Genomic DNA, 23,561 nt, shown 5'->3' with positions numbered 1-23,561 from the left:
AATTGTAAGCAGGGATTTTTCGCTCTAGTATAATTCGCTTATATAGCTGCAATAATTGTGTGCTTTTTGGAGTATTGCGAAGCAAGGGCTCGCGAATCATCCTTAAATGCTCTGGTTCATCCTGACTTTCCCAATTCTTGATAATTATATTCTCTCTAGTTCGCTCCACCCACTACGATTACTCATACTCTTGAGGAGGACAAAATTCTGTATTCTCATTGTAAGAATTAACTATTAACCAACACAGTTTTTGAGTTGGAAAATGTTGTCCATTAGTCCAATATATAACTTCTTTTAAAATTGCTTCCGGGGTGCTAATTTTTCCTATCAATCCCTTGACTAAAGGCTGGCTATCTTGTAGATTAAATACTTGTAATTCAATAGACCTCTTGTAGAATTAATTTTATGTTATGGTGGGGGTTTTCTTTGTTTTAGCGAAAAATTAGAGTTACAGGGTTATGTTTAAATTAGCGAGCGCAAAGAACACCAAACAAAAATACATAAAATCTACAACTCTCTATCATACGACAGAAACAATTCTGCAAGAGGTCTAATGATAAGTCAATACCCATTTGCTGTATTGCTCTGACTTGAAATCCTGAATCCAAGTTATTGACTAAAGATACTTTGTTACTAAATCGATTAGGGATTTTATGATAAAAATTTTCACCTTTAATTTTTAAGTCTGGTGAAGGTGCAAACTCTTGAAATGAGGGATTTGGATACTTTCTCCAGATGTCAACTGGTTCAATAGTATGGGTATCTGCGTCAATAATTTTATATCCATTCAACATAAAGAGATTCTGCTATATATATTACTTTGAAACTACTGAAGTATACAGTTAACAAATACCTACTGAAGAGCAAATATGTAATTAATTTTGTTGAGTAAATTGTCAAAGTTGATTCTATTGTTAAAATAGCTGTAGGAGTGATAATTAGACTGTACGAGGTAACAGTATATATATGAAAGAGTTTTAGAAAAGTGAATACAGTCAACTAAGTTGAGCTTATTGAAAATTTAATCAATCAACTCAGAGATTGATCTGTATTCTTGAAAGTTTTTCCTTAAGAAAGCTTGTATAGTCTGGTTGTGATAGATTTTTACCACTCCTTCAGCATGCATGATGTAAATATGTTTTGAGCTTAGAAAGTAGCGGTAATATATGGAGCAGTAGGAGTAATATGTTGCTCATCATTATCATCAACCGATGCCTGAATCTGGTCATTTGTGAGGTTAAAATCAGAGAGATGTAGAGGATATGCTACTACTAAATTCCATTTACCATTGGTTGTTTATTGTAATTTTCCAACAAAGTCATTCCACTCAACCACAATATTCACTTTTCCTATAATTTCGGCGATCGCTACACCGTTATCTTCAAAAAGTTTGTTTATCTGGTCGGAATCTCCACTTAGTAAGACCTTTCTAATCTCTTCTCCTCCAGGAATTCATGATTTGGCAATTATCTGAGACATTTTTTTATTCATGCTCTGTAAAAGAGTCATGGTAGATTTGGAACTAGATTTTGCTGCACCTAATACTAATAAATTATTAGCGTCTAGCAGTCGCTCATTTATGTTATGGTTGAATTTACTCAACATAAACTTATTCCAATCTTCATAAAGAAGACTGAACTTTGTGTTCTTTATCATGGTCTTATAAATTCTAGCAAGTGATACAGAAAACAAAATTATTATTAGGTAGTTGCTTATGACAACTACATGAATCACCCTGATGTTACATAGATATATGGAACTATTATCTTAGTTGTTTGGTTTTAGATTTTTCACCCTCTCCCATCTTACGATATGCTTGTCCTCCCATCAAAAGACCCAAAGCAATTCTCTGCCACGCATTACTATTGGGCAAAATCATGAATCTTGGTTTTTGACTGAGATTATTGAAGTAAGTGGACAAAATTAATTAATCATACAAAATCTGGGCTGAAGTCTTTGTATAGCAAAGAATTGATAAAAATTAACATGTAATTAATTCTGTCCTGGTACTAATACAGCAATTTTAAATGAAATGTGAATCAACTTTAGGATTAGCTTCCAGGATTCAGTTCAGAACTAAAACGGAACTGCTATAGTATCTTTGGTTTTTCAACTCAAGAGTTGAGTTATAATCAGGAATATTAAAAAATTAAGTTCAGTTAAGTTCAGTTAAATTCAGGTATAGCAGATGCAAAAAGCCTCCGAGGTAAAGCTGATCTCGAAGACTAACTTTGTGGCTTGTTATAATATTGAACTCAGGTTAAATTAGATCCACACCGGATACGGCTTCAACTGGTCTTAAGTCAGAGACTCTTTCAACCAACCCATTTTGACAGGAGTATAATAAAGCCGTCCTGTACCTAAGCGTTTCCACATATGTCGCATTCCTGGCACAATTACCTTAGCTACTCTCAGTCCGATATCAGGAGGAGTCTGATCTAGAACTAGCATTTCCAAACCATTTTGCTCAACGATTTGTTGACAAAGCCTAATCTCTTTGAGAAGATCATCACTGGCTATGTGGGGATAATCTGCACAGACTTTCGGGACACTCTGATGATCTGGTGATCTGGAATCAGATAAGGTTGATTTGCTACAGTCGTAGATTTCCACCATTCTAGAGCTAGGGAATCGGCAGATGGGGGATATTGAGTGTTATCATCCTCTGTAGCCCTGAGAACATTAGATAGAATTTGGTTAACTTCGGTTAAAGCTCGACTAATAGCAATTTTCGGGTCGAAATAGACACCATATCCTAAAATAATATCTTCTGCTTCTCGATCTCTGTGGGGACTAATAGCAGCGACAGCGGCAATATTCAGGTCCCTAGTAATATCTAATACCCACAAGTCTCTGTTAAGGTTTTGGTAATATTCTTTGAGGTTTTAGAAATAACACTCATTGAAACTCCCTAAATCTACTTGGGATTGTGGCAATCTATTATACCACCACAATGGTATACAGTCCCACTCAACTATTTCCATAAATCCTTGGAGAATAGCTCCTTCGAGGGTATTACCTGCGGCACATCCATTGGACTCTGCCCAACAGTCTGGTGCGTGGGATGGGAAATAGCCATAATAGCAGTAAGCTGTTAGCAGATACTTGAATTCTTGGTGGGTTAAAGACCAACTGGTGTCCAGTCTATTTCTCTTTCTATATCAAAGGGTTCTGGGACTTTTTGGAACCAACCGTTAGACTCGGTATTCCATTGTTCTCGATTCTGGTATTGCTGTGGGCTGAAGTTCATACAGGTATTGGGGTGAATTGCTTTGTCCCCCATCTGTTGGTAACTGCTTTTGTGTCTGATTTCATCTCCCTGAAATACCCCAGAATACCTTTCAATGGCTTCACAGAAACCGCTAGCTCTGGCTTGGCTATCAGTCCTACCTTTTCCTGCACTTCTACCTCCAAGATTTTGGCTTCAGCTGTCTAAATCGTCAAAGATGCTGAGAAAATGATGGTTGCTTGGCTATGTAGGTATGCTTTAACCCATGACTTGATATTTTTTGCAGTTCTCGAACATTACCTGTAATGGGACTAATATGATGTTGATATTTTCTGAAAGTTTCTTGGGGTGAACAATAACGGTGTCCTCCCTCTGCGGTAAAGTTTTTCTTCCGGTGTCCTAAAACAATTGGTAAGGGTTTGTTATTCAATTCATTGGTCTTCTCTCCACAACTGCGACATTGGGGACGCTTGACGAGGATATGATTTGGGTATGGAAGGTAAGGGCATCATAGGTTAATAAAGTTCCTTCTAATTGTTGATTTCCGTTTTGGATAATCCACTTAAAAACTTCTGTAGCAACCATTCCTAATGCTGTTTACACTGTGGAAGCTAGCAATCCTAGAGGAGAAGAAATAGGGTTGGAAATATTTTTATACTTTTGAATAAACCTTTCAACGGGTCGATTATCTCCTAAGCGGTGTGCAAGGCATTCCCAACATCCAGTTTTTTTGGGATGAAATAGAGGGCCTATCCATATTTTTGTGCCAAGAGGATTGACTAACATCCAGGGAGATTGAGACTTTAATGCTTGTTGATTAAATTCTTCTAGTTGAGGGTGTAGGTAATCGTCAGTTAAGACTACTCTCAAATCTGCTGTATCAGCTACTTGAATATGTAGGGATTAAAGGATGGTGATGAAGTCTTCGGTAGGAAAAGAACCAATGACTTTGACTGCAACTTTGGCTGATTGCAGTCGTTAAGCAGCTACTATGGGAGTGATATCGATATGATGACAGAAGATGGTTAAGTGGGAGGGTAGTGAGTCATCTTGTTCTAGCAAATAGCCTTTTTGTTCCATTTGGAATAGGGCATACTGGGTCTGGATGCTGAGATTGATCATACTTTGGAAAAAGTCGCTGGTTTCTTGATTAGGTTTTTGTTCTGACAGTAGTTCTAGTTGAATGATGTTAATAATTTCATCAACGGTATAATCGTGTTCTTGTAGTAAAGAAGCTATGCGACAAGAAAGGCGAGCGCTTAAATAAGGTGTTTCTCTCTCGGATAAGAAAATACTTGCTCTGGTTCTATAATCTCAACGGAGTAAGCAGGTTTGAAGTTCGGTTTATTGATCATCTTTTTTGTTGTTGAATGAACTGACGAAAATTGATGAATAGACGTTTGATTGGTTGAACACACTGTCACTGGAATAGAAAGTACAGAGGTTACATGATTAGCCTTAACCATACTCTTGCATTTTTCTCTGTACCTCTGCGTGTCTGGGTAAATAAATCATTTTTCTACCAAGAATAAACCCCCTACTAAAATTTAGGAGAGGGAATAACAAAAGTTTTAATTAGTTTTAATTACTTAAAGTTTTGGTTTAAAAGTCGAAGCAACGTGCAGTTCTTTCAACTGCTTGGTATCCACAGCTGAAGGTGCATCTGTTAATAAACAACGTGCTTGTTGAGTCTTCGGGAAAGCAATGACATCACGAATTGATTCTTCCTCTGCTAACAACATTACCAAACGATCTACACCGTAAGCAATGCCACCATGAGGAGGTGTACCATATTCAAAAGCTTCTAACAAAAATCCAAATTTGTTTTGTGCTTCTTCTGTTGATAAACCAATAGCTTCAAACACTTGTTCTTGAATTTCTCGCTTATAAATTCGCAGACTTCCACCACCAACTTCAAACCCATTAAATACCAAATCATAAGCTTGAGCGCGGGCGGTTTTTAAGTCTTGCAAATCATCAGGATGGGGTGCTGTAAATGGGTGGTGTAATGCTTCCAACCCTTTTTGCTCAGCATTCCATTCAAACATTGGAAATTCTGTAATCCAGAGGAAGTTAATTTTATCTGGTGGAATTAAATTAAATTCTCTAGCTACAAATTGGCGAATTCTATCTAAAGTTTTATTTACAGTACCAGTATCAGCAGCTGCAAACAATAATAAATGACCTGCTTTTGCACCTGTGCGGGTGATAATTTCCTCTTTTTGTTCTGGTGTTAAATTATCTTTAATTGCCCCAATAGTGTCAATTTCTCCATTTTCCCGAATGCGAATATAAGCTAAACCCTTCGCACCAGCTTCTGCTGCTTCTCTGAAAATGTCTCCACCGGGTTTAATGCGAACATTAGAAATTACATCGTTACCGTTGGGAATGGGAAGAATTTTAACTATACCGCCTTTGGAAATAGCATCGTTAAAAACTTTGAACCGAGAATCTTTTAAAACATCGGAAACATCAACTAATTGCAAACCGTAGCGGGTATCAGGTTTATCACTTCCATATTTATCCATCGCTTCTTTATAGGTGAGACGAGGAAAAGGATGAGGTAAATCAATTTCTCTTACTGTTTTGAAAATGTGACAAACTAATTTTTCGTTGAGTTCAATAATTTCATTTTCAGACATGAAACTCATTTCCATGTCTAATTGTGTAAACTCTGGTTGTCTGTCTGCACGTAAGTCCTCATCGCGGAAACATCGCGCAATTTGATAGTATCTATCCATGCCCGATACCATCAATATTTGCTTAAATAGTTGTGGTGATTGAGGTAAGGCAAACCATTCACCTTCATTAACGCGACTGGGAAGGATATAATCTCGTGCACCTTCTGGGGTGGAACGGGTGAGAACTGGTGTTTCGATTTCGATGAAACCTTCGGTATCTTCCAAGTAGCGACGCATTGCTTTGACGACTTGGTGACGCAGTTGCATATTCTGCGCCATGCGTTCCCTTCGCAAGTCTAAATAACGATATTTTAACCGCAAGTCTTCCCGCACTGTTTCTATGTCTGCGGTGGAAACCTGAAAAGGTAACTGTTTGCGAACAGCGTTGAGGAGTTCAATTTTATCGGCGTATATTTCTAATTCACCGGTAGGGATGCGGGGATTCAGGGATTCTGCGGGACGTTGGGTTACTCTACCAGTAATTTCTACAACGTATTCATTGCGTATGGCGTTGGCTGCTTCGTAGGATTCTCGGGTGCGTTGAGGATCGCTGACGATTTGAACAATGCCTGAGCGATCGCGTAAATCTAAGAATATCACGCCCCCATGATCGCGGCGACGGTCTACCCAACCGTACAAGGTAACAGTTTCTCCAATATGCTCTTTTCGGAGTTCGCCGCAATAGTGAGTTCGCATAGTGATTAGTTCGTTTTTTTCTGGGCTAGATGGGTGAATAAATGTCAAGGCTTTCCCATTATCCAGCATCAATACTAATTCTAGTCATTTTGGGTCAAGAAAAATCATCTTTTTAGGAGTCAGGAGGCAGGAGGCAGAAGGCAGGATAGAATTTTTCCCAATGCCCAATGCCCCATGCCCTCATATCGTTACCGCTTCCCGTACTCCTATAGGTTCACCAGTCAAGCTAAAGGGGCGAACTTCGGTAATTTTCACCTTGACTATTTGCCCTTTGAGTTCGTTAATATCGCCTGTGAAGAAGGTCAGACGGTTTCCGCCTGTGCGTCCCATCACCTGTGTGTTATCTTTGGTGTTTTGGTCTTCTACTAGGACTTCTTCGACTCGTCCAAAATAACGTTGTGATCGCTCTGCTGCTTTGACGTTAACTAAATGATTTAATCTTTGCAAGCGCTCACTCTTCACTTCTTCACTCAATTGATTATCCCACAAAGCCGCAGGTGTTCCCGGACGGGGTGAATAAGCAGCGGTATTTAACAAATCAAAACCAATATCATCCACTAATTTCAGAGTATTTTCAAACTGTTCCTCTCTCTCCCCCGGAAAACCAACAATTGCATCACCACTAATGGACGCATCCGGCATATAACGACGAATAGTATCAATAATTCGCCGATATTTCTCATGGGTATAACCCCGTGACATCCCCTTTAATATCTGATTATCCCCAGATTGGAAGGGAATATGGAAATGTTCGCACACCTTTGGCAACTCTGCACAGGCTTTGATTAATCTTTCTGTAAAATAACGGGGATGGCTAGTAGCAAACCTGAGCCTTTCAATACCAGGCACATCATGAACATAATAAAGTAAATCTGTCAAGGTATGCAGATGACGACCTTCAGGAGTTGTTCCTGGTAAATCTCTGCCATAAGCATCAATATTTTGACCCAACAGAGTAACTTCCTTATAACCCTTTCTGCCTAATTCTTCCATTTCGGCGCGAATAGCTGTCGGTGTCCGAGATTGTTCCACACCACGCACGTTGGGAACTACACAATAAGTACAACGCTCATTACAACCATAAATCACATTTACCCAAGCTGTCACCTGACTATCCCGACGCGGTTGGGTGATATCTTCTAGAATATGCACTTCCTCAGTCGCCACAACTTGGTTCCCATCAAAAACAGACTCCAGCAAATCTTCGAGGCGGTTAGCGTGTTGAGGACCCATCACCAAATCTAATTCTGGCACACGCCGCAATAGTGCCTCACCTTCTTGTTGGGCAACACAACCAGCAACGACTAAAGTTAAATCAGGCCGTTCATGTTTACGTTTTGCTTGTCTACCCAAGTAAGAATAAACTTTCTGCTCCGCATTCTCCCGAATTGTACAAGTATTATAGAGAATCACATTTGCATCATTGGGATCTTCTGACCATTCAAAGCCCATTTTCTCTAATATGCCAGCCATGCGCTCTGAATCGGCTTTATTCATTTGGCAACCAAAGGTAGTAATGTGGTAGCGGCGGTTCATGGTCATGGGGAATTACGCTGAATCAGTATCATCTATTTTAAGTCTATTCACCATTCTATCGAAACCTATTACTTATGTAGGCTTGTAACACAGAAAAGGGAAATTGGAACAGATTTGAGATTATTGCTGAAAGCAGATGTACTTCATAAAAGTATGAGCTTGCGCTGATAAATTATGCTTTTCATACCACTTATAAGCATTATCCGCTACTATGTCTCCATCTGATATATTCATTTTCTGTTGATACCTGTCTCCCAACCAGTAATTTTTTCCTGCTACCAAACCGTCTAAGTTTTGTCCTTCATACCATATACCTATAGGCAAAAATTTGTGAGCGCAGTAAGCAGCAAATATTGTTGATTTTGTCAAATATTCCAACGGGTAATTAAAAAAGCTGACCAGGGAAGTTGATAATATACTGCTGATTTCTGAAGCGGACTTAATTCCTAAGCAAGTAACGGGAATATTATTAATTGGGAAAATTTTAAAATCCAGAGGAGATCGAATATCTAATATATTTCCTCAATTTCCAATTCATCACAAGTCCGCTGTAATGCTAATTGCGATTTTTGATAAACCCGAGAACGGGATCCACCACCACTAAATACTACTAAACACCGAGAACGTTCTGATAACGGGGTGAGATATTCTGGTTCACCCACATTAGAAAAAACTGGTAAAGCGGGAATATCAGAGTGTTTTCCTTTGCTGAAGTTACTAATAATCTCAGCATATCCTTGTTTCCTGGTAATACAGCGATCACTGTATTACCAAACGCGCTGCTAAATTTCTTTGTAGTGGTGATGTCTAAAACTGACTAGTCCAAATCGCCCCAAAAGCATAAATTCCATGGAACATAGTCACTCACGAAACGGCGATTATTTGCCCCTTTTCACAACTTTTATAAACCAGCCACCAACGAAACCGGACAACCTCTCCTTGCATAACCATAACCAACATCATGCAACAGTACAGTTTGTTCTCAATTCTGATCATAAAGTAATGATTCTAACGAAAATGATTCTAACAAATCAGTCTGGGACTGATTCCCTACCTGCTTAACAGGAAATCCTTCTATGAAATCTTGTCCAGACCAATTTGCATCCCCAATCAACAACTCAGTAATTACACTAAAATCTTGACGCATTTGTTCATCTAAATTTAGCCCATAGTCTCCTACTCCATCAATAGCAGGGGGTAAAGTAGGTACAATAACAGTGATTTGGTCTAAATTGATCATATCAATTACTTACATTCGATAATTTGCCCAACTACAGCTAAAATTAAAAATACCAATAAAATCAAACAGTGATCTGCTCAAATCAGTGCACAGTAAACAGTAGTCAAAAACTATAAACTTGAGTAAATAAAATGGAAGTCCTAGAACTCAAACACGAAATCGAAACGTTGTCTGGCCGCCTGGGTAAAACCCAGGACTATCTTTGACGTACCTGCACTCAAAGCCAAAATTCACGATTTAGAACAAGTATCAGCCCAACCAGAATTTTGGGACGACCAAACCCAAGCACAACAAACACTTCAAGAACTAAACGATCTTAAATCCCACCTCGAACAATATTATCAGTGGCACACCAACTTAGAAGATACCAGAGCAGTCATTGAGCTACTAGAGTTAGAAACCGACGAATCACTCCTGCAAGAAGCGGAATCTACCATTATCAAGCTTAATCGTGAACTTGACCAGTGGGAATTACAACAGTTACTTTCTGGCCCATACGACTCTCAAGGGGCAGTTTTAACCATTAACGCAGGTGCAGGTGGTACAGATGCTCAAGACTGGGCATTTATGCTGATGCGGATGTATACCCGTTGGGCTGAAACGCACGGTTACAAGGTGACATTAGCAGAAGAGTCAGAAGGTGACGAAGCCGGAATTAAATCAGCCACCCTAGAAATTACTGGTCGTTATGCCTATGGCTACTTGCGTTCCGAAACTGGTACTCATCGCTTAGTCAGAATTTCCCCCTTCAACGCTAACGGTAAGCGTCAAACCAGTTTTGCTGGGGTCGAAATAATGCCACAAATAGACAACACCGTCAAGTTGGAAATTCCAGAGAAGGATTTGGAAATTACCACAACTCGTTCTGGTGGTAAAGGTGGGCAAAATGTCAATAAAGTAGAAACAGCAGTACGGATAGTTCACTTACCCACTGGACTGGCTGTGCGTTGTACAGAAGAACGTTCTCAGCTACAAAACAAAGAAAAGGCCCTGGCTCGTCTCAAGGCCAAGCTGTTGGTCATAGCCCAAGAACAACGCGCCCAAGAAATTGCTGAAATTCGTGGTGATATGGTGGAAGCTTCCTGGGGAAACCAAATTCGTAACTATGTGTTTCATCCTTACCAGATGGTTAAGGACTTGCGTACTAATACGGAAACAACTGCCATTACGGATATCATGAACGGCGAAATTGATGCTTTCATCCAAGCCTATCTAAGGCAAGAAAATCAATTAGTAGACAGTAATTCTGGATAATTGTTGGTGGTTGGTAAAAACACATACATCCTCAATAAGAGGAAGATACCCGATTTATTCAACGAGTCGGGTATCTAATAGCACGCCATTTCGTAAACTATACATGATCGATTTTCACTAAAAATACCTGTTAAAGTTATAAATAGAGATTATTGTGAAAAAATTATGAGCAATTCTCCTTCAACCGAACCTAAGCCCAGCTATGTGAAACTTGCCATGCGAAACATGGTGAGGAAGGGTGGAACATCCCTCAAACATTTTGGACTAACTGCAGTAGGGCTATTAGCTATGCTCGTCGGTCTTGCTTACCTAACTCGCTAACTGAGGAGATTTTGTGCCTCCTAAAGTCGAATTATATGTAGAAAGTTGTTTTCAAGAATCTACTCCAGCAGTAGCGGTAAACATAGAAGCTAATCAGCTTCTAGTATCTGATGATACCTGGAAAGCCTGGTTTGATAAATGGTTGGAAATCCTTACACCTGATCTGCCACCTGCACTAAGTTACGAAATAGGGCTGCGTTTGACAAACGATACTCAAATTCAGGAACTCAATGCCCAATACCGTCAAGAGAATAAACCCACAGATGTTTTAGCCTTTGCTTCCTTAGAGACAGATTTTCCCCAAAGCGAGGAAATGCTTGCTTCTCAACCTTTGTATCTAGGTGATATTATTGTATCTTTAGATACAGGAAATCGTCAGGCCCAACAGCAAGAACATAGTTTAACGACAGAGTTAGCTTGGTTAACTGCTCATGGTTTATTGCATCTAGTCGGCTGGGATCATCCTGATGAGGAAAGTTTGATGGAAATGTTAAAACAACAAGTTATATTACTGGATGGGGTAGGTATTTTTATTAACTTAAGAGAATAAGTGTATATTACATTTTTGCTCTTGGTGGCGATTTTGACAACATTTTTGTCACAAATTCTTTAAAATTGCGTCAAAGTTTAATTGCCCCCTTAAAATTGATCAGCGATTTTAGATTTTTTGGTTTTACTTTCTGATCTAACAAACGTCCCGTTTACCCTAAGACTCTTTAGAGGTAATAAATAAAAATCTAAAATCCAAAATCTAAAATTTCTTGACCAAGATTTCCACTTTATAATATTTGTATTGTCTAGCCTATGTCCCAGCACCTTTCGCCACCACCTACACCAAACCGCCTATCAACCCTTGTGTCCAAAGAACGGGAACTTTCCTGGCATATAGCTTCTAATTTATTTGTTAGTTTTAAGTATGCCTGGGCGGGAATCAGCTATAGCTTTCAAACTCAACGCAATTTTCGTATTCATGTAGCTGTCTGTGCTTTTGCTATTGGTTTGAGTCTGTTTTTACATCTAGAAGCAGTAGAAATATCCATAATCGCTATCACTAGTGGTTTAGTTTTGACCTTGGAGTTAGTGAATACAGCCATTGAGTCTCTGGTTGATTTAACAGTTAAGCAAACTTACCATGACTTGGCCAAAGTTGCTAAAGACTGTGCTGCTGGTGCTGTGCTTGTATCTGCTTGGGTATCATTATTAGTAGCTGCTACACTCTTAGCTCCGCGCCTAGTAGCTTTAATCATGACTGCTCTTTAGAAGATGTTTATCAATCAACCCTTTCCCATATTATTTAAAATTGTGGGAAACAAGCTTTGTCTATCTTTGATGTAGAGATGCTCAAATTAAAGATGGCAATTGTTAATTTGGGTAAATTGGACAAATTAAAAAAATGATTGCGATAGATGGTTCTACTCCCAATCTGACACCAAAAGGGATTCCCAATCCAACATTAATTGTTCGACTGAGGCTCACGAACGTCTACCATTTAAATGGTATTAGGTAAAATTTGTGATTATAGTCATTGATAATTACGATAGCTTTACATATAATTTAGTGCAGTATTTGGGAGAACTAGCCGCAGATTTGCCAAATACTCCTGAGTTGAAAGTTTTTCGTAACGATAAGATTACCGTAGATGAAATTCGGGCATTTAATCCCGATGCAGTGGTAATTTCTCCTGGGCCTGGTCGTCCAGAAGATGCAGGAATTTCTCTAGATGTAATTGTAAAACTAGGATCTAGTTTACCGATTTTGGGTGTTTGTTTAGGACATCAAAGTATTGGTCAGGTATTCGGTGGTAAAATCGTTTCTGCACCAGAATTGATGCATGGTAAAACCTCTCTGGTATCTCACAAGGGAGTTGGGGTTTTTCAAGGATTAGAAAATCCCATTACCGCCACCAGATATCATAGTTTGGTGATTGACCGCGAAACTTGTCCGGAAGTATTAGAAATTACCGCTTGGGTGGAAGATGGAACAATTATGGGAGTACAACACCGGAACTATCCTCATATTCAGGGAGTCCAGTTTCATCCAGAGAGTGTGCTTACTTCTTCGGGTAAGCATTTACTGCAGAATTTTCTAGAACAATTACAGTCGAGAGAGTGATTCATGAAACGACGAGAGTTGATGGGTTATGCTGGAGCAGTTTTAGTGGCAGCATTAGTTGCTAATTTAAGTTCTAACCTTCCAGTTAATGCCCAATCTAGTGGTGTATCTGTTCAATGCTTGGGTCACACTTGCTTTCTATTTACTGGTGGTGGTGTGAAAATTCTCGTCAACCCATTTCGGACTGTTGGTTGTACAGCTGGATATCGTCCTCCAAAAGTTGCAGCTGATTTGGTATTTATTAGCAGTCAACTACTGGATGAAGGAGCAGTAGAGGATTTACCAGGAAATCCCAAGCTGATTTATGAACCGGGTGTTTATGAATTTAAAGGTATTAAGTTTCAGGGAATCTCCATAGATCATGACCGCAAAGGTGGCAAGCAATTCGGTAAAAATACTGCTTGGAAGTGGACTCAAGGAGGAATAAATATTGTACATTTAGGGGGCGCAGCTGCACCTATTAGCATTGAGCAAAAAATCCTCTTGGGTCGTCCTGATGTGGCATTTGTTCCCGTTGGTGGTAGTGCTAAAGCTTACAATGCTCAGGAAGCAAAACAGGTTGTGGGAGTATTGAATCCCAAGTTGGTAATTCCTACCCATTATCGCACCCAGGCGGCTGAGCCAGCTAATTGTGAAATTAAACCAGTTGATGATTTTCTTAATTTGATGCCTGGTGTAAATGTGAAACGGAGTAATGGTAATACGGTGGCTATTAACTCAAAAATGTTATCTGAAAATACGGAAATCCAAATTTTGAGTTATAGGTTTTGAGTGCCCAAAGGATGTTTTAAAAGTATCCCTAGTTTTCAAGTTTAGCAAATCTATCTGTAGCATCAATTAAAGTGGTACGTATTCCTGGTTCACTGATAGAATGTCCAGCATCAGGAACTACGATAAATTCTGCTTCTGGCCAAGCTTGATTGATACAATTCCCAAGCAGATACCATCGGATAAACAACAAACATCATAGCGTCCTTGCACAATTACACTAGGAATATGGCGGATGGAGTGAACATTGGCTAATATTATTGATTATGAGTTGCAAAAAAAACCACGATTTATAAAATAATGGCATTCAATCCGCGCAAAAGCTGCCGCAAATTCATCATTACCAAACTGTTGGATGAGTGTAGGATCTAATAATAGTTTACTTGTACTTGATTCCCAAATTGACAAAGGAAGCTCTCTTCGGGATTGAAATTTTTAAATCTGGATTTGTCAAGCATTTGTAATAAGCTGTTATCATATCCCCTCGTTCAGCGATGGGAATAGGTTTAAGATATTCGTCCCAAGCATCAGGAAAAATATAACTAGCACCTTCTTGATAAAACTAGGATAATTCCTTAATTGCATTTTGTCTTAACATAAAAATGCCACGCAAAATTAATCCTGTGCATTGAGAAGGATGGGTTTGACTATAAGCTAATGAGAGGGTACTCCCCCAACTTCCAGCAAATACTACCCATTTTTCTATTCCTAAATATTGTCGTAATTTTTCAATATCATTTACTAAATCCCAAGTGGTATTTTCCCGCAGTTCTGCATGAGGTGTACTTTGAACACAACCACGTTGATCAAACATGAGCAACCGCCATTTTTCGGGATGAGAATATTGTCGATAACAGGGTGGAGATCCACCACTAGTTCCTCCGTGTAGTAAAAGGATTGGCTTTCCTTGGGGATTCCCTGATTCTTCAAAATGAATTGTGTGCAACTCAGAAACTTGTAAATAATATTCTCGGTAGGCTGGAATAAGTGGGTATATTTCTCGCATTGTGGGGATTTTTATCAAAATAATGCTGTTATTATTGATTTATATTTTTCAGTAACAAATCCAGAAGAATTTTGTTTATAAAAAATGTATCGGTATATTTTCTCTTTAAATATTATATATTCAGTAGTTAATAGTAATTTTTGGTCTTTTGGCATTTTGGCAGATTTTCTATTTGTTGCATTGCTATCCTAGATGCGCGAATGTCTTTGTGCGATAATTCCGACTTGCAGAGTCCCTCGGTCTACAACCGGGGGTCTTTTTTGATTTGACTCTTCAAACAGCATTAGTGATTGATGATTGGACATTTACTAAAAAACTGCTTTAGGGAGTCCCAAAGCAGTTTCGTTAGTGCATCAATTATATTGATGCCCGATTTTTGGTATAGAGGGTTCAGTATAAAGTCCTGTCACCTCTATTCAAAATAATTTTTATATACCCCGAAAAATCCTGAAAATCTTTCCTTGGATGTATGCAATATGACTAAAAAATCTGCTCTTCAGATAGAGTGCATAAGTTTGTGATCAAGATAAATTTAGATCAAGACTAGTCCACATTCCAATGTCTTTGATTCTATCCTCCAGTGATTGACCTTCGCTGGAGGTGATTTTTCAGCAAAGAAGTTGAAATAATACAGAACTTAGACAACTGGCATAGTTAGTAGGGTGCTCACCGAAAGTAGGGTGTGGGGTGTAGGGAAAGATAGCTTATCGTGGATCATAAAAGGTACAAGCCTTTTAATTTTATTCAGGACTGACGCAACTGGTATATTAGCAGGGTGCGTCAGATGCCGAAAATCTGTTGATATTAACCAATTTATAGTTCTAACCAATCCTACAAGATACTTGATTGTGACACTTGCGTAAGTCCTATTAATTGATGGAGAAGACAAAAATGTGGCTCCAGACGCGCAGCGCCAAAAATACAAAGTCCTCATTTGAAACCCCTGATTTTAATGATGGGATTCCCTACACCCTATCCCCCTTTCCTCCTTGGTTGTGGGCTTATGAAAAAGCGCCAGTAAACGCGGATTTAAATCTGGCGCAGAAACTCTATCAGTTTTATGAGTGTTATAAATAAAGTGTAAACAACAGAAATCAGGACCAAGCTTATTCAGCTTAGATAAACTTTTTATGTAAGGATTCAGGTGTAAGGAAGAGGGATTAAAGAAGGTGTATGGAAAGCAGAGTGAACCATGGCTTTCATAGGTTGGTCAACAAACTCAATTAGAGAAAGTGCTTGACGGCGACAAGTTTGTATAACCGTCAATAAATTGGCAGTATGTTAGAAGAGCTCCAGAGAAAGAGAACCACCACAGGCCTTTCGTTGTGTCACTCCTAAACCTAACCTTAGTTCAGCTAAATTATGATCAAGGTCTATTGCCTAAGGAAGGTAAAAGTTTACCAGGTTACCCTAGGGCTTGATCAATGAATGAATGGAAGATTCAACTTTTGGTTGAAACTAGGATGGCCAAGTCAAGAATTCATGAAGGTTTTGGGTTTGTTGGAATAAAGGGTAGTTTTTAAAATCTTCATCTATGAGGTCCATGAATTTTGTGCCAATTTCTTGGTGATTGAAGCCAGGAATCTTGATTAGTGTCTTGAAGTGAGGGGGTAGGGTAGATGTGCCTGACATTTCTGTTGAGCTGTGACCGCATAATCGTTATAGGCAGTAAAGTCATCAGAACTGAGTACACCAGAGTAACTTGAACCCACAATGGATTCTAATTCGCCAGGACAAGGAGTATCAGGACCCATGAAATAAAGGGAAGTCACTATTGGCAAAAATCCATAACCATTGTTTCACCCCTTTGAGTACTCAGGGTGTTTCATCCCCAAGGATATGAGGCTGGGTTTGTTTGATCCACTGTTTGAGGCTATGAATACTTTGAGCCACTGGACCATCTATTCCTTCATTGGTACCTACTAATATTCCCACTCCAATTTCCATTTAACCCAGTTCCCACAACAACAAGTGTTGTTTTTCATAGGGTCAATGACCCTAGTTATTGATCCATCCCAAAAAAGCTTGTCCTGTTATTTCTATATCTTGTCCCGGTACTATCTCTGGTGATCAGTGTGCCCTTTGTGTTTCCCCACACACACTGGAAATCTACGTATATCTTTCATATTCTACTATTTGGATTGGCCTGTCCACCAAGTCCCCTACTTGTTGTGTTTGGATTTTTATTGGTTCGCCAAAGAATTGCCCCTGACCTCACCATCCACACACTTGCCGTCCCACTATCTCAAATGTATTCTATCTACTCCACCAAACACCTTTCTCCTTTTTCCCCTATGCCCTGGTTGTCCTCCTGGTTTCCGTTTTCGTGTCTGGTTTTCTTCTGGATTCTCTTCTTATTTGTTCTCGGTTTTTTTCAGGATGTCTGGCCACGGTGGTTTGGATAATGTTATGGTCTCTAAATCTCTACTGACTTTGAGTTTCTCTATTTCTTTTTCCAGTTCTACTACTCTATTTCTTAGGTTCTCTATACTTTTCCCCTGGTCAATAATGATTTCTACCAGTTCCTCTATTGCCAACTGCTTCAATATCTCTCTGTCTAGTGTGGTAGCTTCTTTTCCATAACTGCTATATTCTGCCTCACCTATCACACTTGTCAATACCCCACCACCTGAATCCTTACCTCTTGTAGTCGATTTATTTTAGCAACGAATATTTTAGAGACAAGCGAATTAGAAACCATAGAAATATTGAGAATATATAAAGAACCGTAATCAACAGAAAGAGGATTTAGATTTATTAAAGACCCGTTATTTTCCGCCCATAGTCTTTTTGTGAAAAATCCAGAAAGAGTAGAGACAATGATGATGTTAATGGCATTGTGTTTTTTGGTTTATAATCTGGGACAAAGACAATTAACGGGACTTAAACGAAAGTTAAGAGTAAAAAGGATTATAATGGGATTTTGCTGTAGCTTTCACGTTAAAAGAAGCTGATGAAAGAAACCACTGGCCCAGCAATGGCACCATCGTTTGAAAGATGGTGTCATTTGATGATGTATTTACTCATCAAGCAGAAAGAAGAGAGTTTAGACATGATTTAGGGGGATGATTGGGTGAAAGTGAGAGAAAAAACCTATTTCAAATGGCAGAGAATGCCCTAGTGGTGACCTACCACCGATTACACCACGTTTTAACTGAAGCACCTTGGTCCAGTTCCCAAGTCAATGAGCATCGGTTAGAGATTATGAACAAGTGTAGTCAGAGGAGAATCACCAGAGGACTTAGCTTAATAATTGATGATTCTGTCCATAGAAAAAGCGGGAATTTTAGGGATGGAGTAGGAAGACAATATATTGGAGAAATTGGGAAAAGGGATACTGGAATAGTAGTAGTAACAACACATACATCTATTATGATGGCAGTAAAAGCTTACCATTATATATAGAGTTATATCACCACGGTGATTCTTTACCCAAAGGGAAACAAGACCCTCTATTTGAGAATAAACCTGAGTTAGGAATTAAATTAATAGATCTGACCTTAAGCCGTGGTTATCAACCAGGAATAGTAATTATAGATGCTGGATATGGCCACAATACATCTTTCTTATTAAAGATAGAAAATCGGCATTTAAAGTATTTAGGAGGATTCGCTAAAAATCCCAAAGTCCTTGCCAGTGACCAAGAGGATAGTCCAACAATAATTAGGTTAGATGAATTAGCACAAAGTTTACCCCAAGAGGCTTTTACAGAAATTCAACTGGAGTTAGATAAATCCAAAACATTATGGCTAGTAACTAAAGAAGTAGAAATATCACCCTTAACTGGAAAGGGTAATAATATTGCTATCGTCATCAACGGTTCTACTTTCTCTCAAGCCACTGATGTTGATTAGTTGATTACTAATGTTTCTTGAGCAATTGTCACACCCCAATGGATAGTTGATACATATTCTCAAAGAAATTGGGTAGAATTTGTTTACAGGGAAGCCAAGAGATGGTTAGGACTCAAAGAATATCAAGTTGGAGATAATAGCAGTTGACTGCGCGATTTTATTTTGGTTTTCTGTGCCTACACTTTTATTATTTGCCATCAGTGGACTGGAGGATGAAGACCAAGGTGGGCTAAGAAACCTTTGAATAGTTTTACTGAAGCTTTAGAAGCGTTTAGAACAGCCATATCTTTCATATCCTTTCTATTTATTGACTGGTTCAACTGGAATCCGGACGTCTTTCCCTCTTATCAAGCCAGCTTGGGCTACATTTGGGCTTTATTTTTGTTTACGTACCGTTAAGAATCTCGTTAAAGACGCAAAAAGCGACAGTTAAAAATCAACTGAATAAACCTACAGAATCCCCTACTTTACGTTGGATATTTCAGAGCCAGTGCGTTGGGCTGGTTCCCCGACTTGTTCGGGAAAATCCTCTGAAAGAGGCAGCAACTGGTGTATGTTTTCAAGGGATTCATTTTCTGATTACACAAGGAGTTTATAGGATTCTGAACTTGACAGAGGAACGTTGTGGAATTTTCCAATTCTTACCTACAGCTTGTCAAAAGTATTATTTATTTTCTTAGTTTTCAAATCTCTAATTCACTATTGCATAGTCTTGTATTTTCATAAGTGATTGAGAAGTTCAAATTAAACGAAGTAGGGGACATTGTTGTCTAACTAGCTTTTCTTATACAATCAGAAAGCTGGAACTTTGACGTGCATGATTTATATTTTCATGGCTACTGGGTTTTAAAAAAAAATAGTTCTGAATTGCCTGTAAATGTAGTTGATTTATGCTACTTATTTAAGTGCGGAATGTGGGATAGAGATAATTGCATATTAAAATCTGAAGATGAAATAAACAGTAAATATTCAGTACCAGTCAGCAATCAGCAATAAAATCCTTTTGGTGTAAGTTTTTATTACTAAATTTTGTACTTCATTTACCTACATTAGTTCATAAATACCTGGTAATTAAACAGCAGAATACACACAGTAAGTATTGCGTCCTTGAGCCTTTTACTGATAAAGTGCTTGGTCTGGTGCGGCAATCATGTCTTCTTATAAAGCCCAAATGGTAGGAATCATACTAACAATACCAATACTCAATGTTACTTGACCACTAACAGATTATCGTTGATGAGAGATGGCTATTCTGGCTATTTGGGCTTGAATTTTTTGAGAGATATGAATTGCTCCCTCTAAATCTGTATTAGGTAGTAGGATGGCAAATTCTTCACTACCATAACGGGCTACCAAATCCGCAGAAACTTTGCAACTTTGTAACATTGCAACTACTACTTGACGCAAACATTCATCACCTGCTTGATGTCCATAGTAATCATTGTAGGATTTGAAAAAATCTATATCACTAAGTAACAATGCCAAAGGTAATTGTTCCCTTTACAATCGTAGCTACTCATTAGTCAGCGATTCATCAAAACACCTGTGATTGGCAATTTGTGTTAATCCATCTAGATTAGCTAATCGTAATAACTCCTTATTTGCTTGTTTCAAAGCTTCTTCTGTTTGCTTACGGCCAATAAGTCCACTCAATTCCAAAGCAACTGCATTTACCAACTCCACAAGTTCTGGATTATGAGGTAAAGGCGATAGCTTAAAAAAGCACATCACCGCAAGTATATTTCCTTCTATATTAATTGGTACTGCAAATACAGTTTTTAAACCGGCATCCTCCACCAATTCAACCCTTGAAAAAGAATCTCGCTGCACCAGAGAAGCATCCTGAATCCATTCCGGTTGCTGAGTTTTCCAAACTCGTCCTATTAGTTGAACTCCAGCTGCAAAACTGTACTGTTAACTGGCTCGATGAAACCGTCTTCACGCTTGATCAAAACAATCATAGTAAGCTTGATATAATTCCAATCTTGTACCATCTGAATTAGTCATCCAAGCCTCACGATATTCCCAATCAATCATCCGAAAACTTCACTCAATACAACCTCTATGGGATGATGTAAATTGGGAGCTTGACTAACTAAATTAATCGTTGTTAGTAACAACTTCAGTTTGGACTCAACTTGCTTGCATCCCTCAATTTACCTCGTTAAATCCTGATTATGTTCATAAAGTTACTGGCGTTTTATAACAATAGTTAGTTGATGCTGAACTCTAATTAATACATCCTCTGCTTGAAAAGGTTTAGTAATATAGTCAACACCTCATCTAACCTTAGTATTGGATAAATAGCCCATGAAAAAATGTGATTAAGTTGATATCACATTCCTAATGCTCTCAACACTATTTATTATGTAAGTTACACGATAAATATCTTATGTAATAAGCTAAATTATACATAAACTTTCCACTTCCTTTTGTTGTGAATAATGGTAAAAAATAAAAATACCATGCTTTCTGATGAAAGACATGGTAGTGGAATCGAAAATATGACTTAACAATACTATTGAGTTAGTTTTAAAAAACTTGATGCTATTTCAGCACAGCCCTTAATTGTCTCAGCACCCTACCAGCTTCCAGAAAGTTTTCGTTTTTTGATAGCTGTTTGAGAGTTTCTGGACTACTTTCTCGGACAATCTGGTTGTAACCATTGATGGCAGCATTTAACCTATTAATATCCATATTAGCCGTGTTAATATTAACATTCTCCACAGGATCTGCTTGGGAAATTACAGAAGTAGCTTTTAGAACTTTAAGACTTGCCACTAAATTGCCTGTTGTTACTTGAGCAGTAGGAAGACCAGAAGTTGCTGCTCTTCGCGAGAGACAAAGACCATATAGAGTCTTTACCAGTTGCTGTAAAATATGTGAGGAAGCGCCTAAATTCACAAAAATGGTTCTGATTTGAGTAGCCCCATCATCAGCACCATTTTGGGTCAAAATAAATGGTGCTGATGATAATAAGATTAGTTTTACTAAATTAGCTGGGGTTGTTTGTCTTGAATAATTGCTTCACTTTTTTGAGGAATAACTAGATTTTTTTCTATTTGCACTTCTGATGCTAATTTTTCTGTATCAGGCAAATGAAGATGCTTCAGCCGTTGGGCTATAACTCAATTCATTACTTTGATGCTCAGTGACAAATTTTTCATTAGCAGATGCGGTTTACTGAAAAGTAGCTGTAGCTACAAAAAGAAAACTTAGGAGGGTTGCTCCTGTAAACTGCACCCAATTAGGACTTATAGTAGTTAAAAATTTTATATTTGTCAAAATCTGCTCTCCTCACAAATCATGATTTTCTATAGTAAAGATTACAAAATTCATACCGAGACTTTACGGGTAAACACTAAAAATCATTCCTTGGATAGATTTATCGCATTTCGTAACTAAATAAATGTAAGTTAAGGGTTGATCACCTATATATAGCCCTGCGATTTGTATTTATGTATCCCTTATAGAAGACAAAGCCATATTCTTTATTGAGTCAGGGAATAGGCAACAAGAAACAAAACACATCTCCATCAGATGTGTACGCAATTTTGTAAGCGCAAAGCGCAGGCTAAGCCAACAAAAATCAGATATAAGTCCTATATTTGTGGGAGATGTATAATGTAATTCAGTATTAGATGGTATTTATTCTAACTAACGAAATAGAATACATACGATTGTATGTATAGTTTTGCAAAAACTGCCCCATAAGCAATTTTTGAGTTATTTGTTAATATAACATTTCCTTGCATAAGTGGATTTCTTAACGCCGACTTAGTTAACTGTTATTCAGAACGTCAAACATAGCTATGATAAATAGATTTTTCCTACAAAAAAATTGGATTCTCATTCACCAAAAATTAACACCTTATTTATTCTTATTACCTGCTTTAATCATTGTAAGCTTAACAGTCTTTTGGCCGGCAATACAAGCATTTTACCTCAGCTTTACCAGCTATCAAGAAATCGGAGAACCTACTAAATTAATAGGATTTGATAACTTTTTCCGGTTGTGGAAAGATGCTGTTTTTTGGAAAACCCTAGAAAACACTATTCTATATCTTATAGGAGTTGTACCAATTTTAGTAATTGCTCCTTTAATTTTGGCAATTTTGGTAAATCAAAAATTGCGGGGTATGAATTGGTTTAGAACTGCATATTATACTCCTGTAGTGATTTCAATGATAGTAGCAGGAATAGCTTGGAAATGGTTGTATGCAGAGAAGGGTTTACTAAATCAATTTTTTAAAAATTTAGGAATATTTCCTGAAGGAATTCCTTGGTTAAGCAGTCCTGAAAAAATCTTAGGAATTGTCCCCATTTCACTTGCCAGCGTCATGGCTGTAACTATTTGGAAGGGTTTAGGATATTACATGGTAATTTATTTAGCAGGGTTGCAATCTATTCCTCCTGATGTTTATGAAGCGGCAGCAATTGATGGCTCAGATGGTATTCGTAAACATTTAGATATTACCATACCTTTAATGCAGCCTTATTTAGCTTTGGTAGCTGTAATTTCTGCTATTTCTGCTACTAAAGTTTTTGAAGAAGTTTATATTATGACTGGAGGCGGTCCACTCAATAGTTCTAAAACAATCGTTTACTATTTGTATGAGCAAGCATTTATTAATTTAGAATTTAGCTATGCTTGTACAATTGGTTTGGTGCTATTTTTAATAATCTTAGGATTATCAGTTTTGCGATTAGTCATAAATCAGCAAGGGGATAATAATCTGAGTTAGCAAGTAATGAAATACCTTGAATTAAAGGACAGGTTAATTACTGTGCAGTATTAAGAGATTCAGATAAATCTAAATTACTGGCAATTTTGCTAGCTTTAAACTATGAGTGGTAGGGGAAT

The 23,561-nt window shown here is 38.1% G+C and carries 19 protein-coding genes and 6 pseudogenes; 10 read left to right on the top strand and 15 right to left on the bottom strand.

What is annotated here, in order from left to right; genetic code table 11:
- Nucleotides 1-467: 467 nt before the first annotated feature.
- From AAZO_RS23825 to AAZO_RS40140, 10 genes and pseudogenes are all read right to left on the bottom strand, one after another.
- Complete coding sequence (locus AAZO_RS23825) at nucleotides 468-794, bottom strand: hypothetical protein (RefSeq protein ID WP_041642035.1); 327 nt, start codon at nucleotides 792-794, stop codon at nucleotides 468-470.
- 1,504 nt (nucleotides 795-2,298) lie between these two features.
- Entirely contained in the window at nucleotides 2,299-2,616 is a 318-nt protein-coding gene (locus AAZO_RS41850; RefSeq protein WP_266887100.1) for a YcaO-like family protein, read from the bottom strand.
- A pseudogene (locus AAZO_RS40160) lies at nucleotides 2,517-3,346 on the bottom strand (YcaO-like family protein). Before AAZO_RS40160 ends, AAZO_RS41850 begins: the two are co-directional and overlap by 100 nt.
- Nucleotides 3,347-3,440: 94 nt before the next feature.
- Nucleotides 3,441-3,659, bottom strand: a complete 219-nt coding sequence (locus AAZO_RS41845) for a hypothetical protein (protein WP_266887097.1) — start codon at nucleotides 3,657-3,659, stop codon at nucleotides 3,441-3,443.
- 167 nt (nucleotides 3,660-3,826) lie between these two features.
- A complete protein-coding gene (locus AAZO_RS41840; protein ID WP_266887094.1) occupies nucleotides 3,827-4,099 on the bottom strand; it encodes a TOMM precursor leader peptide-binding protein in 273 nt (90 codons plus the stop codon).
- 719 nt (nucleotides 4,100-4,818) lie between these two features.
- Nucleotides 4,819-6,606 (bottom strand): aspartate--tRNA ligase, encoded by a 1,788-nt coding sequence (gene aspS / locus AAZO_RS23810; protein WP_041643705.1) that lies wholly within the window; start codon nucleotides 6,604-6,606, stop codon nucleotides 4,819-4,821.
- A 180-nt stretch (nucleotides 6,607-6,786) separates the two neighbouring features.
- On the bottom strand, nucleotides 6,787-8,148 hold the full coding sequence (gene miaB, locus AAZO_RS23805) for a tRNA (N6-isopentenyl adenosine(37)-C2)-methylthiotransferase MiaB (protein ID WP_013193125.1): 1,362 nt from the start codon (nucleotides 8,146-8,148) through the stop codon (nucleotides 6,787-6,789).
- A gap of 114 nt (nucleotides 8,149-8,262) precedes the next feature.
- The gene (locus tag AAZO_RS40150; RefSeq protein ID WP_228371393.1) at nucleotides 8,263-8,511 is read right to left on the bottom strand and encodes a hypothetical protein; all 249 of its coding nucleotides are present in this window, start codon (nucleotides 8,509-8,511) and stop codon (nucleotides 8,263-8,265) included.
- A 140-nt stretch (nucleotides 8,512-8,651) separates the two neighbouring features.
- Nucleotides 8,652-8,804: a hypothetical protein gene (locus AAZO_RS40145; RefSeq protein WP_228371392.1), complete on the bottom strand. Its 153-nt coding sequence runs from the start codon at nucleotides 8,802-8,804 to the stop codon at nucleotides 8,652-8,654.
- 320 nt (nucleotides 8,805-9,124) lie between these two features.
- A complete protein-coding gene (locus tag AAZO_RS40140) occupies nucleotides 9,125-9,382 on the bottom strand; it encodes a hypothetical protein (protein WP_228371391.1) in 258 nt (85 codons plus the stop codon).
- Between the two features lie 131 nt (nucleotides 9,383-9,513).
- Between AAZO_RS40140 and prfB the strand changes: the two genes are divergently transcribed.
- The 6 genes from prfB to AAZO_RS23775 all read left to right on the top strand — a co-directional run bounded on the left by prfB (nucleotide 9,514) and on the right by AAZO_RS23775 (nucleotide 13,840).
- Nucleotides 9,514-10,636, top strand: a protein-coding gene (gene prfB, locus AAZO_RS23795; RefSeq protein WP_144031368.1) for a peptide chain release factor 2 whose coding sequence is annotated in 2 segments (ribosomal slippage) — nucleotides 9,514-9,585 and nucleotides 9,587-10,636 — 1,122 coding nt in all. Because the reading frame shifts where the segments join, the coding sequence is not laid out codon by codon here.
- A gap of 165 nt (nucleotides 10,637-10,801) precedes the next feature.
- Entirely contained in the window at nucleotides 10,802-10,957 is a 156-nt protein-coding gene (locus tag AAZO_RS32220) for a DUF3285 domain-containing protein (RefSeq protein WP_013193124.1), read from the top strand.
- A 13-nt stretch (nucleotides 10,958-10,970) separates the two neighbouring features.
- Nucleotides 10,971-11,507, top strand: a complete 537-nt coding sequence (gene ybeY, locus AAZO_RS23790) for an rRNA maturation RNase YbeY (RefSeq protein ID WP_013193123.1) — start codon at nucleotides 10,971-10,973, stop codon at nucleotides 11,505-11,507.
- A 254-nt stretch (nucleotides 11,508-11,761) separates the two neighbouring features.
- A complete protein-coding gene (locus AAZO_RS23785; RefSeq protein ID WP_013193122.1) occupies nucleotides 11,762-12,217 on the top strand; it encodes a diacylglycerol kinase family protein in 456 nt (151 codons plus the stop codon).
- A gap of 252 nt (nucleotides 12,218-12,469) precedes the next feature.
- Nucleotides 12,470-13,069, top strand: a complete 600-nt coding sequence (locus AAZO_RS23780) for an anthranilate synthase component II (protein ID WP_013193121.1) — start codon at nucleotides 12,470-12,472, stop codon at nucleotides 13,067-13,069.
- 3 nt (nucleotides 13,070-13,072) lie between these two features.
- Nucleotides 13,073-13,840 (top strand): MBL fold metallo-hydrolase, encoded by a 768-nt coding sequence (locus tag AAZO_RS23775; protein WP_013193120.1) that lies wholly within the window; start codon nucleotides 13,073-13,075, stop codon nucleotides 13,838-13,840.
- Nucleotides 13,841-13,868: 28 nt separating this feature from the next.
- On the opposite strand, the pseudogene pip reads toward AAZO_RS23775, so the two are convergent.
- Together pip and AAZO_RS32215 are read right to left on the bottom strand one after the other, a co-directional pair.
- A pseudogene (gene pip / locus AAZO_RS23770) lies at nucleotides 13,869-14,843 on the bottom strand (prolyl aminopeptidase).
- 1,140 nt (nucleotides 14,844-15,983) lie between these two features.
- Nucleotides 15,984-17,449: pseudogene (locus AAZO_RS32215) on the bottom strand (IS66 family transposase).
- A 39-nt stretch (nucleotides 17,450-17,488) separates the two neighbouring features.
- Between AAZO_RS32215 and AAZO_RS40135 the strand changes: the two are divergent.
- From AAZO_RS40135 to AAZO_RS40130, 3 pseudogenes are all read left to right on the top strand, one after another.
- Nucleotides 17,489-17,719, top strand: a pseudogene (locus AAZO_RS40135) (IS1634 family transposase); the annotation flags it as partial.
- A gap of 77 nt (nucleotides 17,720-17,796) precedes the next feature.
- A pseudogene (locus tag AAZO_RS23755) lies at nucleotides 17,797-19,096 on the top strand (IS701 family transposase).
- Nucleotides 19,093-19,377, top strand: a pseudogene (locus AAZO_RS40130) (hypothetical protein); the annotation flags it as partial. The pseudogenes AAZO_RS23755 and AAZO_RS40130, both read left to right, overlap by 4 nt.
- A 547-nt stretch (nucleotides 19,378-19,924) precedes the next feature.
- Here the strand turns inward: AAZO_RS40130 and AAZO_RS40125 are convergent.
- The 3 genes from AAZO_RS40125 to AAZO_RS27815 form a co-directional block, all read right to left on the bottom strand.
- Entirely contained in the window at nucleotides 19,925-20,182 is a 258-nt protein-coding gene (locus AAZO_RS40125; protein ID WP_049790937.1) for a diguanylate cyclase domain-containing protein, read from the bottom strand.
- Nucleotides 20,183-20,209: 27 nt separating this feature from the next.
- Entirely contained in the window at nucleotides 20,210-20,530 is a 321-nt protein-coding gene (locus AAZO_RS40120) for a hypothetical protein (protein ID WP_338027267.1), read from the bottom strand.
- 714 nt (nucleotides 20,531-21,244) lie between these two features.
- Nucleotides 21,245-21,652 (bottom strand): hypothetical protein, encoded by a 408-nt coding sequence (locus tag AAZO_RS27815; RefSeq protein ID WP_013193117.1) that lies wholly within the window; start codon nucleotides 21,650-21,652, stop codon nucleotides 21,245-21,247.
- Nucleotides 21,653-22,509: 857 nt separating this feature from the next.
- Here AAZO_RS27815 and AAZO_RS23735 point away from each other — a divergent pair.
- A complete protein-coding gene (locus tag AAZO_RS23735) occupies nucleotides 22,510-23,442 on the top strand; it encodes a carbohydrate ABC transporter permease (protein WP_013193116.1) in 933 nt (310 codons plus the stop codon).
- Nucleotides 23,443-23,561: the final 119 nt, after the last annotated feature.

The organism is 'Nostoc azollae' 0708, from assembly GCF_000196515.1.
Classification (GTDB): Bacteria; Cyanobacteriota; Cyanobacteriia; order Cyanobacteriales; family Nostocaceae; genus Trichormus_B; species Trichormus_B azollae.
Note: the sequence above shows the minus strand (reverse complement) of the source record. Positions and strands in the feature narration are given on the sequence as shown.

Bases quoted from the DNA above. Each gene is read 5' to 3' on its own strand.
- AAZO_RS23825 (WP_041642035.1), bottom strand. From the start codon at position 794: ATGTTGAATGGATATAAAATTATTGACGCAGATACCCATACTATTGAA.
- AAZO_RS41850 (WP_266887100.1), bottom strand. From the start codon at position 2,616: ATGGTGGAAATCTACGACTGTAGCAAATCAACCTTATCTGATTCCAGA.
- aspS (WP_041643705.1), bottom strand. From the start codon at position 6,606: ATGCGAACTCACTATTGCGGCGAACTCCGAAAAGAGCATATTGGAGAA.
- miaB (WP_013193125.1), bottom strand. From the start codon at position 8,148: ATGACCATGAACCGCCGCTACCACATTACTACCTTTGGTTGCCAAATG.
- AAZO_RS40140 (WP_228371391.1), bottom strand. From the start codon at position 9,382: ATGATCAATTTAGACCAAATCACTGTTATTGTACCTACTTTACCCCCT.
- AAZO_RS32220 (WP_013193124.1), top strand. From the start codon at position 10,802: ATGAGCAATTCTCCTTCAACCGAACCTAAGCCCAGCTATGTGAAACTT.
- AAZO_RS23785 (WP_013193122.1), top strand. From the start codon at position 11,762: ATGTCCCAGCACCTTTCGCCACCACCTACACCAAACCGCCTATCAACC.
- AAZO_RS23775 (WP_013193120.1), top strand. From the start codon at position 13,073: ATGAAACGACGAGAGTTGATGGGTTATGCTGGAGCAGTTTTAGTGGCA.
- AAZO_RS23735 (WP_013193116.1), top strand. From the start codon at position 22,510: ATGATAAATAGATTTTTCCTACAAAAAAATTGGATTCTCATTCACCAA.